The sequence below is a fragment of the Clostridium sp. D46t1_190503_E9 genome (genome assembly GCF_015555225.1).
Taxonomy (GTDB): domain Bacteria; phylum Bacillota; class Clostridia; order Clostridiales; family Clostridiaceae; genus Clostridium.
Genome location: NZ_JADNKB010000002.1, coordinates 156,762 through 171,496, shown reverse-complemented (window position 1 = coordinate 171,496; position 14,735 = coordinate 156,762). Strand labels below are relative to the sequence as shown.

Here is a 14,735-nt window from a genome sequence, read left to right as displayed (position 1 = left end):
TTAATAGAATCTATAAAAGGAACTGATAGTAAATTTATTCATGACAATAAAACAGGTAAGAAGTGTCCTAATTGTGGCAAATACCTTTTAGAGGTAAAAGGTAAGAATGGAGTTATGAATGTTTGCCAAGATAGAGAATGTGGCTATAGAGAAAGTGTAAGTAGAAATACAAATGCAAGATGTCCAGAATGTAAAAAGAAATTAGAGCTTAGAGGACAAGGAGAAGGTCAAATATATGTATGTCCAAATACCAATTGTACATTTAGAGAAAAAGCTTCAGTATTTAATAAAAGATTTAACTCTAAGTCTGATAAGGTAAATAAAAAAGAAGTAAATAACATAATGAAGAAGATGAAAAAGGAAGCAGAAGAACCACTAAACAATCCTTTTGCAGAACTATTAGGAAAGATGAATTTAAAAGACTAATGTAATAATTAGATAGTAAAAGGAATAGGTATTTCTACCTATTTCTTTTGCTTTTTTTCATAGAAAATACAAGATATTTTGTTTAAAATGAATGTACATTTATAAACCAATATTTGGTATAATTCTCTTATTAAATATCGGAGGTGTGGTATGGATGAAATGATTTTACTTGGAATTAAAGTAATAGCTATAATCCTTGGAATAATAATATTATTTTGGATTATAGGATTTAGAATAGTTCCAAATGATAAGGTTGGTATTGTGGAAAAATGGTGGTCTACAAAAGGTTCATTAAAGGAGCAAATAATTGCATTAAAAGGGGAAGCGGGATATCAGCCTGCATTGCTAAGAGGAGGTATTCATTTTAGGACGCCATTTATTTATAAAGTCCATATAGTTCCTTTAGTAACAATACCTCAAGGAAAAATTGCATATGTTTTTGCAAGAGATGGTAAACCATTAGATGCAACACAAACTTTAGGAAATGTAGTTAAAGAGGGAAACAACTTTCAGGATGTAAGAGGATTCTTAGAAAATGGAGGACAAAAAGGTCCGCAAAGAGGAATAGTAAGAGAAGGTACTTATGCTTTTAACCTCGCACAATTTGTGATTATTACTGAAAATAAAACTTATTATTTGAAGATGGGAAATAAACAAGAGCTGGATACTATTTCAACTATGTCTAGATTAATTTCTGAAAGAAGAGGGTTTGAGCCAGTTATAATTGAAGGTAATAGTGATTTAGTAGGAATAGTAACAGTGCATGATGGACAGTCATTAGGTTCAGAAAATATAATTTGTCCTATAGTTGGAGATAACCATAATGATGAAAATTATCATAATAATTTTCAAGATATCGATGCATTTTTAAGAGCAGGAGGATATAGGGGAAGACAATATCAAGTTTTAGCTGATGGTACTTACTTTATAAATAGGTTATTTGCCACAGTAGAATATATTCCTAAGATAGTTATTCCAGTTGGATTTGTAGGTGTTGTTGTTTCATATACAGGATCAAAAGGAGAAGATTTTTCAGGAAATGATTATAAACATGGAGAATTAGTTAAGAAGGGATATAGAGGGGTTTGGAATGAACCATTAATGCCTGGTAAATATGCATTTAACACATATGCCGGCAATATTATTAAAGTACCAACTACCAACGTTATATTAAAATGGATTAGTAACCAAAATGGTAGTCATAAATATGATGAAAATCTTAAAGAAGTAAATTTAATCACTAAGGATGCATTTGAACCAACATTACCATTGTCAGTAGTATTCCATATAGATTACAGAAAGGCGCCTCTTGTGATTCAAAGATTTGGAGATATAAAGATGCTAGTAGATCAAACATTAGATCCTATGGTATCGGCATATTTTAAAAATATTGGACAAACTAAAACATTAATAGAATTGATACAACAAAGAAATGAAATTCAAGCTCAAAGTTCATTAGAAATGCAAGGAAAGTTTGAACACTATAATTTAGAATTAGAAGAAGTATTAATAGGAACCCCTGGAAGTTCTAAAGCTGATACAAATATTGAGACAATATTAACACAGCTAAGAAGTAGACAAATTGCAAAAGAGCAGCTTGAAACTTATGAAACTCAGCAAAGAGCAGCTGAAAAAGAAAAAGAACTCAGGGAAGCAGAAGCTATTGCAAAACAACAAACTACTTTAACTGAATCAGATATCAATATTAGGATACAGGAAAATCAAGGTAAAGCTGAGCTTATGAAGGCTAAGCAAGATGCTGAAAAAATACAAAATCTTTCTGAAGCTGAAGCTTATAAAGTTAAAAAGCAATCCGAAGCTGAGGCATTTAAAATAAAAATAACTGCAGAAGCTGACGCTGATAAGGAAGCAAGAGTAGGTATATCAAAAGCTATAGCTGCAAAAGAGCAAGTAAATGCTTATGGAGGACCACAATATAAAGTTATAAATGATGTTATGACTTCATTTACAAATGCAATTAAAGAGGGAAGTATTGATATAGTGCCAAGAACTCTTATAAATACTGGAACAGAAGGAGAAGGTAAGGGATCAAATGCTTTTGAATCTTTAGTTATGCTTTTGCTAAGTGAAAAATTAACTGCTATTCAAGAAAATAAATCTATTGATGAATCAGAAGAGTTATTAAAAATAAAAGAAGAAATAATGAATAATTTAAGAGAAAAAAAACCTACAGAATTAGAAATTGAGTAGTAAGAATAGTTAATTTTATGTTCTTGGAAAAATTTTAGAAGTCCGGATAAAGGAAATATGCAGAAATGTATGTTTCCTTTATTTTTTGTAGAAAAAGAGAGATATTTTTGTTTAAATTGATGTGTATATATCCACCAGTATCTGGTATAATATCTTTTGTTAATTATACTGTTATGTTGAAGCAAAATAAGAAATGATATTAAAATAAATATAAGAAGAAAATAGGAAGTATGAAATAAAATAAAAAAAATTTTTATAATAATTTTTGAATATTTATATAAAATAAGAATAGAAATATATAGTCTGAAAAATTTCTATCATAAATTTAAAGTTATTTATAGATGAATAAAAATAATAACAGATGGTGAAAATTATAACAATAAGGAGGAATGTGGAAATGAATAAATCAGAATGTACATGTACTAAATGTGGATACACTTTCGAGGAGTTAAAGAATGAATGTTTAATTATATGTCCATATTGTAAAAAAATAAAGAAGATACAAGATTTTAACTTAATAGAAGGTTAAATTGTTAAGTAGTAGAAAGTCTAAATTCTACTACTTTTTTATAACAAAATATAAAGAAAATAATATTATGAATTAGAGTTTTTTAAAATAATATAAGGGATGAAGTTTCATCACTTATATTATTTCTGAATCATCAGCTTTTTTTAATGTAAATTCAAACTTAACTCCATCATTTGTATTACTTAGAGAATAAGAACTTTCATGTAAGGTTAAAATTCTTTTTACAATTGCAAGTCCAAGCCCGTTACTATTATTAGAAGTAGTCCTTGCTTTATCAATTCTATAAAATTTTGTATATAAATTTTCAATCTCATTTTCAGGTATATACGCGCCTTTATTCTCAATGGAAATATTAACTAAAGAGTCAGTACTATTTACCTCAATAATTACTTTTTTTCCATTAGGAGTATATTTTAGAGTATTACTTATAAGATTTGTAATAACTTGTTCTAACTGAAATACATCACCGATTACATAGCAATATTCAAAATCTGTCTTTAATTCTAGATGTATATCTTTTGAATCAAATTCCAATGAGAAGCTTTTAATAAGCTTTTGTATAAGTCTAAGTATATTAAATTTTTCTAAAACTAGCTCTATGCTTCCAGATTCAAGTTTTGAAAGTTCTAACATATTAGTTACTAGTTTATTCATTTTATGTGATTCATCAATTATAGTGTCTAGATAAACTAAAGCATCTTTACCAGTAGCAATTCCATCTTTAAGGCCTTCTGCATATCCTTCTATTATTCCAATAGGTGTTTTCAAATCGTGAGAAACACTTGCAACAAAATCTTTCCTCATTTCTTCTAGTTTACGTTCTTTTTCAATATCTTCCTCTAATTTTTTGTTTTTTTGTTTTAAATCATCTAATGCATTTTCAAGTGTGGAAGATAAAAAGTTTAATGTTATAGCAAGATTACCAATTTCATCATCAGAATTTACTTCACATTTAGCTTTAAAATCCATTGCTGACATTCTTTTAGCAACTTTATTTATATTTATTAACGGTTTAGAAATCAAATTTGCATATACAAAAGATAAGAAGACTGCAATAATACTAAAACCTAAAAATAAATATACATAAAACTCTTTAGTTACACCAGCAGCTTCATTTATAGGTTGCATTGATGAAACAGATACAATAATTGAATCATTTTTAGAAGTTAATGACATTGGAGATAAAATACCGATTTTTTTTGTACCACTTAACTTATTCTCAAAAACGCTAGCTTGTGGCTTACCAGAAGTTAAAACTTCATTAATAAGATATTTATCATTGATAAGTTCAGCACAAAATGCAGTTAAAATTTGAAAGTCATCTGTATTTTTACCGTAATTAGCTAGAAATTTAACTGTACCATCTAATGAAAGAATAACAACTCTGGAATCAGTTTCTTGCTCGAATCTAAACAATGCTTTATTTAAAATATTTTCATCAGTATAATAAGAATTTAAAGTGCTAAATTTACTAGATTCCTTGATCATGTCTTTTACTTTTCTATTTAAATAAAAATCTTCAAAAAATAGAATTTGAAATAACATGCTAAATATTAATAAAATAAATATTAAACCAAAGGTTATTAAAAATAATTTTTTTGAAATGCTAAATTTATCTTTGTGCTTCAAATCTATATCCACTTCCTCTAACAGTAACTATATAGGATGATTTATCTCCAAGCTTTTCCCTAAGTCTTTTTATGTTTGTATCAACAGTTCGTAAGTCGCCATAGTAATCTAATCCCCATACATTATCTAATATTGTATCTCTGGATAATGCAATTCCTTCATTATCAGATAGGTAAGATAATAGCTCAAATTCTTTTGGAGATAAATTTATGACTTCATTATTTACCTTAACTTCATGAGATAATTTATTTATAGTTAACCCATTATATTCATTTGAACCAGAAAAAGTATCTTCAGAAGTTCTCTTAAGTAAAGCTTTTACCTTGGCTATTAGTAGTTTAGGTGAAAAAGGTTTGGTTATATAATCATCAGCGCCCATTTCATATCCAAATAACTTATCTTCTTCTTGGCCTTTGGCAGTTAATAATATAACAGGTACTGTAGAGACCTTTCTTATCATTTCTAAAACTGTAATTCCATCAACCTTTGGCATCATAATATCTAATATAACTAGATCTATTTTATTACTAATGAAAAAATTTAGCCCTTCATCTCCATCAGCAGCTTCAATAATTTTAAATCCTTCTTTTAAAAAATAATCTCTAAGTAAAAATCTAATACGAGTTTCATCTTCAATTAATAGAATATTTTTTTGCATAAAACCCTCCCTATAATCAATTCTTTAATATAATTATAAATGTCAAGACTTGAGTGGTAAAGATTAATTAATCAAATTAAATAAAAAGTAATATTTATCTTGTTATATAGCTAAGTATATTTTTATATTGAAAAACAGTATTAATTTTGAGAAAAATTTCATAAAAATAAGTAAAGATAGTTATTAATTACTTCTTGCGTAAATTGTTTAAAAATAATAAGTAATTATTTGATTTAAAAAGAGTAATAATGTAGATTCTTAGTTGAAACATATATATAATTATAGTATTGTATTTAGAATATAGTCATATTATATTTTTAATAAGTAAAGTAGTATGAAGAATAGGTGGATTAATATGTTTAAATTGAATTTTGATGTTGAAAGACATTTTTTAGATAATGGATTAGAAGTTATAACAATAAAAAAAGATACAAAAATTTCAGCTATAAACGTTGGAATTAAGGTTGGATCACTTTATGAAAATATGAATGAAAAGGGAATTTCTCACTTTATAGAGCATATGCTGTTTAAAGGAACAAAAAAAAGAAGTTATGAAGAATTAAATGATGAATTAGAGTTTCTAGGGGGAGAGTATAATGCATATACAGATTATACATCTACAGTGTTTACTATAAGTTGTTTGGAAGAGGAATTTAAAAATGCTATAGAAATTTTAGGCGATATGGTTATAAATCCCGCATTTAATAAAGGAGAATTAGAAAAGGAAAGAGGAGTAATACTTGCAGAAATGAGAACTAGCAAGGACGATATTGAAGATTTAAGTTTTAAAAGAACAAATGAAGTAGCATTTAATAAAAGTCCGTTAAAGTATGATGTAGCAGGAATTGAAGCAAATGTAAGAAATTATAATAGGGATGATTTGATTAATTTTTATAAGAAGCATTATATTCCAAATAATGCTTTAGTTACAGTAGTATCCTCATATGATCATGATGAAGCATTAAATGAAGTGAAAAAGGTTTTTAAAGAATGGGAACGAGGAGAAAAGATAGAAAAAAGTATTTTAGAAGAAAAGAATATATGTAAGTCTATAACAACAACCAAATCTAATATAGAACAAAATACAATAGTTTACTTATATACTTTCTATAATTTAAATAGAGATTTAGAACTTCCTCTTAGAATTTTAAATCATAGATTAGGAGAGAGCTCTAACTCACTTTTATTTAGAGAAGTTAGAGAAAAAAGAGGACTTGCTTATGATATCTATACAAGTATAGATATGACTAATAGTGTTAAGACTTTATATATCTATACAGCAGTTGGAGAAGAAGACCTTAATGCTGCAGTAGATGCAATAAATGAAACAATATCTGGGGTTAAAAGTGGAAGTTTAGCAATTGGTGAAAGAGATTTAGAACTTATGAAAAAAGTCCATAAAACAGCTGTTATTTCCACTTTAGAAGATCCTTCAGAGCTGTGTAATTATATGCTTCATCAAGGATTAGATGGTGAAGATTTATATGAATTTGTTAAGGATATGGAAAAGTTACATTCTCTTGATATAAATAGAATTCAAGAAGTTGCTAGGGAAGTTTTATGTAATCCAACAATTCATATATTAAAATCTTAAAATATTGGAGATAATTATGAATATTATTACAAAAATAGAGGTACAAAAGAGAAACAAAGAAAGAGTAAATATATATATTGATAATGAGTATTCATTTTCTTTAAGTGCAGAACTAGTATATAAAGAAGGACTTAAAATAAATGAAAAAATTGATTTAGAAAAAATGAAATCTATTGCTAAAGAGGATAATTATATGAAGTGCAAAAATGCTGCACTTAGAATAGTAGAAAAATCATATAAGAGTGAAAAAGAGTTAAAGGATAAACTTTTATTAAAGGGATATGATAATTTAACAATTGATAAAACTTTAAGTTTTTTAAAAGAATATAATTTTTTAAGTGATACAAATTATGTGAAAATGTATGTTAAGGATAGAAGTAGACTACAAGGAAAAAAGAAGATAAAATATGATCTAATAAAAAAGGGTATTAACGATAACCTTATAGAAAGAGAAATATCTAATATAGATGAAGAAGAAGAAAAAGAAGTAGCATATAATATGGCACTAAAAAAGTATAATGTTTTATCAAAAAGAGAATCTGATAAATATAAGTTATCTCAAAAGATATATAGATTTCTATTATCAAAAGGATATGATTACGATACAGTATCATATGTTGTAAAAAGAGTAACAAATACTGATGATATGTAGATTATTAAAAAGGAGAGACATTAATGGTTACATATTTACCTTATATATTATGTGCTATATTAATGCTTTTTTCAATAAAGGGTAGTATACAAGGGTCTTTAGAAGAAGGAAGTGCTAAGTACTCTTTAAATAGATTAGTTTATTATTTTTCTATTTTTATAACATTTTTAATTATGCTTACTAATTTAGATAAGATATATCTAGAAGTATTAAAGTTTGTAAGTGATAATTCTAATGTTACTTTAGTAAATAATAATTTATTTAAAGCATTAGTATTAGGAATAGTTTTTTTAGTTATACAAACTATTATTTATTGGATTTTAAAATGTTTAAGTGAACCATTATCAAAAGCTTATAAATTCTTATTAAGCGAAGGTAAATTAAGGATAGTATTATTTTCATCACTGTTTGGATTTTTAAAAGGGTTAGTTATTATTTTAATAATGTTTATGGGAATAATAACTTATAATACAACCTTCGGAAGAAGTATGAAAATCAATTTATTTAACAGCATTAATGGATATAATACTTTAGAAAATATAATGTCAATAAATAAGCCGGTTTTATCTTACGATGATTTTAAAGAGTATATTCCGGTAAATTCTAATGTAATAGTATATTATAATGGTGTCACTTTAGAGGATGGTATTAAATCATCCAAAGAAATAGATGAAAAGGCACTTGAAATAATAGGAAATGCTAAAAATGATAGAGAAAAGGCAAAAAGATTATATTCATGGATAGGCTCAAATATAAAATATGATTTTGCAAAAGCAGAAAAAGCATTAGGACCGGAAGGTGTAACTAATAGTGGAGCCATTGAAGCTTGGAATACTCGAAGTGGGATTTGCTTTGATTATGCATGTCTTTATGTAGCTATGGCAAAATCAGTTGATTTAGGAAGTAGAATAGTAACTGGAGATGCATTTGATGGTCAAAATTATGGACCTCATGCATGGAATCAAGTATATCTTAAAGATGAGGGTATTTGGATTAATGTTGATCCAACATTTTATTTAGCAGGAGATTACTTTGATAATAAAGACTTCAATGAAGATCATTTAAATGCTCAAATAGCAGGTGAATGGCTTTAGGTGTATAAGTTAAAAAGCATTATAACCTTAAACAGGTTATAATGCTTTTTTGTTTTTAGACATTATTAAATTTATTGCTTTTTCACAATCAGTATCTGAACTATCTAAGGACCAAGCTATGTTAAAATAAATTAATGCTTTTTTAACTTCTTCTTTCATTGCATAACAATATGCTAAGTTAAAGAAATATTTACTTTCTTGTTGCATAGCAAGTGCTTTCTTTATCATTGATATTGCTAAATCAAAATTTTTAAGTTTTATATAACAAACTCCACAGTTGTAGTAAGAACATGCTGTACTTTCATTGTTTTCAATTGCCATAGTATAATATTCAATTGCTTTTTTATATTCTTTAAGATTATAGTATTTATTACCTTCATTAAAGTAATTCATTTTTACCTCCAAGCGACAATTAATATGTATATAAGTCGTAATAAGTATTTTATATTTAAAGTATTGACAGCTAAATTAGTTAATATTCAATATATGAATATTAAAAGAAATTGTAGCAAATTTTAGAAATTTTTAAACTAAATATATTGATAAAAAATATTATTAAAAAATAAAATTCGACAAACTTTGTAAAATTGACTTTATTTTTTTATATTTCTCGAATATAATATATTTATGTTTTTTAGTAACGGATTTTAAAGAGCAGGAGAGATGGTATGTGTAATAATAATCCTTATATATTAGTATTAGGAGCATCAATAGTAGATATAATAGGTTTTAGCAGAAAAAAATATCATGAAAGAGACTCAATACCTGGAAATATCAAGATATCTTTAGGTGGAGTATGTAGAAACATTGCGGAAAACTTAGCAAGAGTTAATGTTAATACAGAATTTATTTCTATCTTAGGTGGAGATGACCAAGGAAGAAATATCCTAGAAAATTCAAGGTTAATAGGATATAATATGGAGCACTCATTGATTTTAGAAGATGAGTACACACCAACATATATGGCAATTTTAAATGAAGATGGAGAAATGGAATCTGCCATAGTAGATATGGACAGCCTAGATAAGATGGAAACTTCTTTTATTGATTCTAAATCTCATATAATTGAAAATGCTGAATATACAATATTAGATTCAGATAATCCAGAACTTTTAGAATATATTTTAACTACTTTTAAAGGCAAAAGTAAATTTGTTTTAGATCCAGTTTCAGCTACAAAAGCAGAAAAAATAAAACATTTAATTAAATATTTTCATACTGTAAAGCCAAACAGACTAGAAACAGAAGTTTTATGCGGATTTAAAATTGAAAATGATGATGATTTAAAAAGAGCAGCAGATTATTTCTTATCATTAGGAGTTGAAAATGTATTTATAAGTCTTGATGCTGATGGAATATATTATAAAAGTTTTAAGGAAGAAGGAAAGATTAGAACTAGTAGTGTAGAAGTTAAAAATGTTACTGGCGCTGGTGATTCTTTTGTAGCTGGTGTTGGTTATGGATATATGAATAATCTTTCTATGAAGGATACAGTTAAATACGCTATTGCTATGTCAACAGTTACAATAACTCATGAAGAAACTATTAATCCAAGTATGAGTGAAGACTTTGTTAATGAGTTTATAGAAGACATGGAGTGGATTGAAGGATAATAATAATTACATATTTTCACTTTCTTTCTTAAGATTAAATAAAATAAATAAATTTCTTTTACATAATCTAAGTATATAAGCTTGGAGGTGAAAGAAATGGGTAAGAAATCAAAGAATAGTCATAAGAAACATATTAATCATAATCCACAAGTGGAAAGTGTAAAAGCAGCTTTTGGAGAACCAAAAGCAAAAGAACATGATAAAAGAGACTTTATAATTTAGTAATCAATAAAAGGTGCTATTGTATCATAGCACCTTTTATATTTATTTTATTATAAGGACAATATTGACAAAAATAATAATATATTATAAGATAGCCTTACAAAATCATATTATAAAAGCAATGATAAAGAGGAGTAAGGAATACAATATATAAAGAGAATGAAGGTCACAGGCTGAAAGCCTTCTATATTAGAGTATCCCGAAGGTAGCTTTTGAGCATCTTTACTGAACTAAAGTAAGTAAAGGCGGCTTTCTTAGTCGTTAATAAATAAAGAGCTTAATATAATTTTTTTGTATTAAGAAAAAAGGTGGTACCGCGAGTCTTCGTCCTTTTGTGATGAGGGCTTTTTTTATTGCTTAAAAATAAATATTAAGATATACTAAACTATTTTGTTTTATTTCTAAATTACAAAAGTGAATTTATAAATTAATTATGTGAATCTAAAATATATGAACCTTCAAATAAATACTTTATTACCATTTAGTACATATAATGAAATTTGTTAATTATCTTGATATGTTAGTGTTAATATAACTAATTAATAAATATAAATAAATTTTTATATGAACCTTCAAATTATATAAATACTTTAATTTTTTTATTTAATATAGTTTTATTAACTTTAATATAAGTAAATTTAGGGTATTAGCTTTTAGTCTATATAAAATAAAAAAGGAGGCAAAAAGGATGTCTGAAAAGAAAAACTTAGCAACGACATACAATCCAAAGGAGTTCGAAGAAAGAATTTATAAACTTTGGGAAGAAAAAAAATATTTCACACCAATAATCGATAAAAATAAGAAGCCTTTTTCTATAGTTATGCCACCACCAAATATAACTGGAAAGCTTCATTTAGGTCATGCTCTTGATAATACACTTCAAGATATGCTTATTAGATTTAAAAGAATGCAAGGATATTGTACTTTATGGCTACCAGGACAAGACCATGCATCTATTGCAACTGAAGTTAAGGTTGAAAATGAACTTTTAAAAGAAGGCTTAATTAAAAAAGAAATGGGAAGAGAAGCATTCTTAGAAAAGGTTTGGGAATGGGCTGATGAATATAGAGATACAATAAGAACTCAATTAAAGAAAATGGGAGTTTCTTGTGACTTCTCAAGAGAAGCATTTACAATGGATGAAAATCTAAATAAAGCAGTTAGAACTGTTTTTGTTAAGCTATATAATGAAGGCTTAATTTATCAAGGAAATAGAATAACTAACTGGTGTCCTAAGTGTACTACAGCACTTTCAGATGCTGAAATAGAGTATGAAGAAAAAGAAGGAAGCTTCTGGCATATAAATTATCCATTAGCTGATGGCAGTGGACATTTAGAAATTGCGACAACAAGACCAGAAACTTTACTTGGAGATACAGCAGTTGCTGTAAATCCAAATGATGATAGATTCAAACATCTTATAGGAAAAACATTAAAATTACCACTAACAGATAGAGAAATTCCTATTGTTGGTGATGACTACGTAGATATTGATTTTGGAACTGGTGCTGTAAAAATAACTCCTGCTCATGATCCAAATGACTTCCAAGTAGGACTTAGACATAACTTACCTCAAATAAGAGTTATGGATGATAATGGTGTTATTAATGAACTAGGTGGAAAATATCAAGGTTTAGATAGATATGAAGCTAGAAAGCAAATGGTTAGTGATTTAGATGAACAAGGCTTATTAGTTAAGGTTAAACCACATAATCATAATGTAGGAACACATGATAGATGTGGAACTGTAGTTGAACCTATAATATCAAAACAATGGTATGTTAAAATGGAATCTTTAGCTAAACCAGCTATAGAAGCAGTAAAAAATAATGAAACTAAATTTGTTCCAGAAAGATTTGATAAAATATACTTCAATTGGATGGAAAACATTCAAGATTGGTGTATATCAAGACAATTATGGTGGGGACATAGAATTCCAGTTTGGTATTGTAATGATTGTAGAGAAATAGTAGTTCAAGTAGATGCACCAGAAACTTGTCCTAAGTGTGGATCAAAACATATGCATCAAGATGAAGATGTATTAGATACTTGGTTCTCCTCAGCTTTATGGCCTTTCTCAACTTTAGGATGGCCAAATGAAACAGAAGACCTTGAATACTTCTATCCAACAAATGTATTAGTTACAGGATATGATATTATCTTCTTCTGGGTAGCAAGAATGATATTCTCAGGAATACACAATATGGATAAAACTCCATTTGATACAGTTTTAATTCATGGAATTATAAGAGATTCTCAAGGAAGAAAAATGAGTAAATCTCTAGGAAATGGTGTTGATCCATTAGAAGTTATTGATGAATATGGAGCAGATGCTTTAAGATTCATGCTAGTAACTGGTAACTCTCCAGGAAATGATATAAGATATATTCCAGAAAGAGTTGAAGCTGCTAGAAACTTTGCAAATAAGATGTGGAATGCTTCTAGATTTGTTATGATGAATCTTGATAAAGAAGTAATGGAAAAGTATGCTGATTGCAAAGAATATAGCTTAGCTGATAAGTGGATTCTTTCAAGAATGAATACTTTAATTAAAGAAGTAACTGAAAATATGGAAAAATATGAACTTGGAATTGCTCTTCAAAAGGTATATGATTTCATGTGGACAGAATTCTGCGATTGGTATATAGAATTAGTTAAAGGCGTGTTATATGGCGAAGATGAAAAACAAAAAGGTATAGTTTATAATGTTTTAAATGATGTTCTTAAAACTGGACTTAAGTTATTACATCCTGTAATGCCATTTATAACTGAAGAAATATATACTACTTTAACAGATGGTGATTCAATAGTAGTTTCAAACTGGCCAGAATACAATGAAAGTTTAACTGATGAAAAAGCTGAAAAGGATATGGACTTTATAATTGAAGCTATAAAGGGTTTAAGAAACGTAAGAGCTGAAATGAATGTTCCACCATCAAGAAAAGCTAAAGTAATTAGCTATGCTACAAGTGAAGCAAAAGATGCATTTATTTCTGGAGTTCACTATATAGAAAAGTTAGCATCTGCATCTGAAGTATCATTTATAGATGATAAAACTATGGTTCCTGAAAATGCAGTATCACTAGTTGTTAAAGGTGGAGAATTATTTATGCCACTTTTAGATTTGGTAGATAAGGAAAAGGAACTTGAAAGATTAAATAAGGAAAAGAAAAAGTTAGAAGGCGAAGTAGAAAGAATAGATAAAAAACTATCTAATCAAGGATTTGTAGCTAAAGCACCACAAGCTGTAATTGATGGTGAAAAAGAAAAGAGAGAAAAATATCAAGAAATGCTTAATGCAGTTTTAGTTAGAATAGATACTTTAAAATAGAATATATTATTTTTAGATATTAAAATAATATTCATTGCTATACAACATTAAAAGAATTTATTTTATTATTAAAGAAAATTTTTGTTTCTAATTTAGAGTATTTGGTTTATAATATTTAAGATAAAAGATTTAATAAGATAAAAGGCATTAAAGGCTCTAGCTTAAGCTAGGGCCTTTAGTGTTTTTAAAACATTTGTAATATAGTATTAGCTAAAGTACTACTTGGATCTTTTTCAATAACTTCTTCAGCAATTTTTATTGTATCATATGTTTTTATAAAGTTATTTGGAAGGGTTGAAAAAATAAGAAGCCATTCTTTATATTTAAGTTCATCTTTATATTTTAATGCTTTATTAATATGATTAAATGCTAAATCTTCATATGATAAAGGTGTTAGGATAATAAAAATAAAGTAAGACATTAAGTAATGAGCATATGCTAACTCATCATAAAGTTTTTCATTTTCAAAATAATTTATCTTAGTAATTAACCAAAAATAAAAATTTGTTTGCATATAGTAATCGTAAGACTTAAGTTCTATTAACTTTTCTTCATCTATTTCAAAAATAGATATTTTATCTAAATTTAACTTTAATGCTTCATTTAAATTGTTCATAATAAGCTCCTTCTTTAGGTTTTATATTTATTATTGTAAAGTACCTTAATATAAAATTCAATTAATAAAAAGCAATAAACTAAGATGTAATATTGACAAAAAAAATTAAAAGTGATAAAAGTAGGGTAATTAATAGTTATTATACAATTAAAAACGTATA

Annotated in this window: 12 protein-coding genes, 1 pseudogene and 1 other annotated feature; of the genes and pseudogenes, 9 read left to right on the top strand and 4 right to left on the bottom strand. The window is 26.9% G+C overall.

The genetic code is table 11. The features are described 5' to 3' along the window. The 3 genes and pseudogenes from I2E83_RS02710 to I2E83_RS18125 all read left to right on the top strand — a co-directional run. Positions 1 to 426, top strand: a pseudogene (locus tag I2E83_RS02710) (DNA topoisomerase III); the annotation flags it as partial. Between the two features lie 150 nt (positions 427 to 576). Beyond that, positions 577 to 2,637 carry an SPFH domain-containing protein gene (locus I2E83_RS02705; RefSeq protein WP_195428447.1) on the top strand — a complete coding sequence of 687 codons (2,061 nt, stop codon included), beginning with the start codon at positions 577 to 579 and terminating at the stop codon, positions 2,635 to 2,637. A gap of 397 nt (positions 2,638 to 3,034) precedes the next feature. Continuing rightward, entirely contained in the window at positions 3,035 to 3,166 is a 132-nt protein-coding gene (locus I2E83_RS18125; RefSeq protein ID WP_279325042.1) for a hypothetical protein, read from the top strand. A gap of 114 nt (positions 3,167 to 3,280) precedes the next feature. Here the strand turns inward: I2E83_RS18125 and I2E83_RS02700 are convergent, their stop codons facing one another. Together I2E83_RS02700 and I2E83_RS02695 are read right to left on the bottom strand one after the other, a co-directional pair. Then, the gene (locus tag I2E83_RS02700; RefSeq protein ID WP_195428445.1) at positions 3,281 to 4,795 is read right to left on the bottom strand and encodes a HAMP domain-containing sensor histidine kinase; all 1,515 of its coding nucleotides are present in this window, start codon (positions 4,793 to 4,795) and stop codon (positions 3,281 to 3,283) included. Then, entirely contained in the window at positions 4,779 to 5,453 is a 675-nt protein-coding gene (locus I2E83_RS02695) for a response regulator transcription factor (RefSeq protein ID WP_195265547.1), read from the bottom strand. The genes I2E83_RS02700 and I2E83_RS02695 overlap by 17 nt, the downstream gene beginning before the upstream one ends. Before the next feature lie 355 nt (positions 5,454 to 5,808). On the opposite strand from I2E83_RS02695, the gene I2E83_RS02690 reads away from it, so the two are divergent. From I2E83_RS02690 to I2E83_RS02680, 3 genes are read left to right on the top strand one after another with little or no spacing between them, the layout of a single operon-like run. Beyond that, positions 5,809 to 7,047: a pitrilysin family protein gene (locus I2E83_RS02690; protein WP_195265545.1), complete on the top strand. Its 1,239-nt coding sequence runs from the start codon at positions 5,809 to 5,811 to the stop codon at positions 7,045 to 7,047. Between the two features lie 16 nt (positions 7,048 to 7,063). Beyond that, complete coding sequence (recX, locus tag I2E83_RS02685; protein ID WP_195265543.1) at positions 7,064 to 7,699, top strand: recombination regulator RecX; 636 nt, start codon at positions 7,064 to 7,066, stop codon at positions 7,697 to 7,699. A gap of 23 nt (positions 7,700 to 7,722) precedes the next feature. Then, positions 7,723 to 8,793, top strand: a complete 1,071-nt coding sequence (locus I2E83_RS02680) for a transglutaminase-like domain-containing protein (protein WP_195265541.1) — start codon at positions 7,723 to 7,725, stop codon at positions 8,791 to 8,793. Positions 8,794 to 8,829: 36 nt separating this feature from the next. Here I2E83_RS02680 and I2E83_RS02675 read toward each other — a convergent pair whose 3' ends face one another. Next, on the bottom strand, positions 8,830 to 9,186 hold the full coding sequence (locus I2E83_RS02675) for a tetratricopeptide repeat protein (protein ID WP_195265539.1): 357 nt from the start codon (positions 9,184 to 9,186) through the stop codon (positions 8,830 to 8,832). 275 nt (positions 9,187 to 9,461) lie between these two features. On the opposite strand from I2E83_RS02675, the gene I2E83_RS02670 reads away from it, so the two are divergent. From I2E83_RS02670 to I2E83_RS02665, 3 genes are all read left to right on the top strand, one after another. Continuing rightward, entirely contained in the window at positions 9,462 to 10,406 is a 945-nt protein-coding gene (locus I2E83_RS02670; RefSeq protein WP_195428443.1) for a carbohydrate kinase family protein, read from the top strand. Positions 10,407 to 10,502: 96 nt separating this feature from the next. Next, complete coding sequence (locus I2E83_RS18120) at positions 10,503 to 10,628, top strand: CPC_1213 family protein (protein ID WP_257442288.1); 126 nt, start codon at positions 10,503 to 10,505, stop codon at positions 10,626 to 10,628. Between the two features lie 112 nt (positions 10,629 to 10,740). Beyond that, positions 10,741 to 10,963, top strand: a binding site (T-box leader). A 353-nt stretch (positions 10,964 to 11,316) separates the two neighbouring features. Beyond that, complete coding sequence (locus I2E83_RS02665) at positions 11,317 to 13,959, top strand: valine--tRNA ligase (RefSeq protein WP_195428442.1); 2,643 nt, start codon at positions 11,317 to 11,319, stop codon at positions 13,957 to 13,959. A gap of 184 nt (positions 13,960 to 14,143) precedes the next feature. On the opposite strand, the gene I2E83_RS02660 is transcribed toward I2E83_RS02665, so the two are convergent. Next, complete coding sequence (locus I2E83_RS02660) at positions 14,144 to 14,575, bottom strand: hypothetical protein (protein WP_195263965.1); 432 nt, start codon at positions 14,573 to 14,575, stop codon at positions 14,144 to 14,146. Between the last annotated feature and the right edge of the window lie 160 nt (positions 14,576 to 14,735).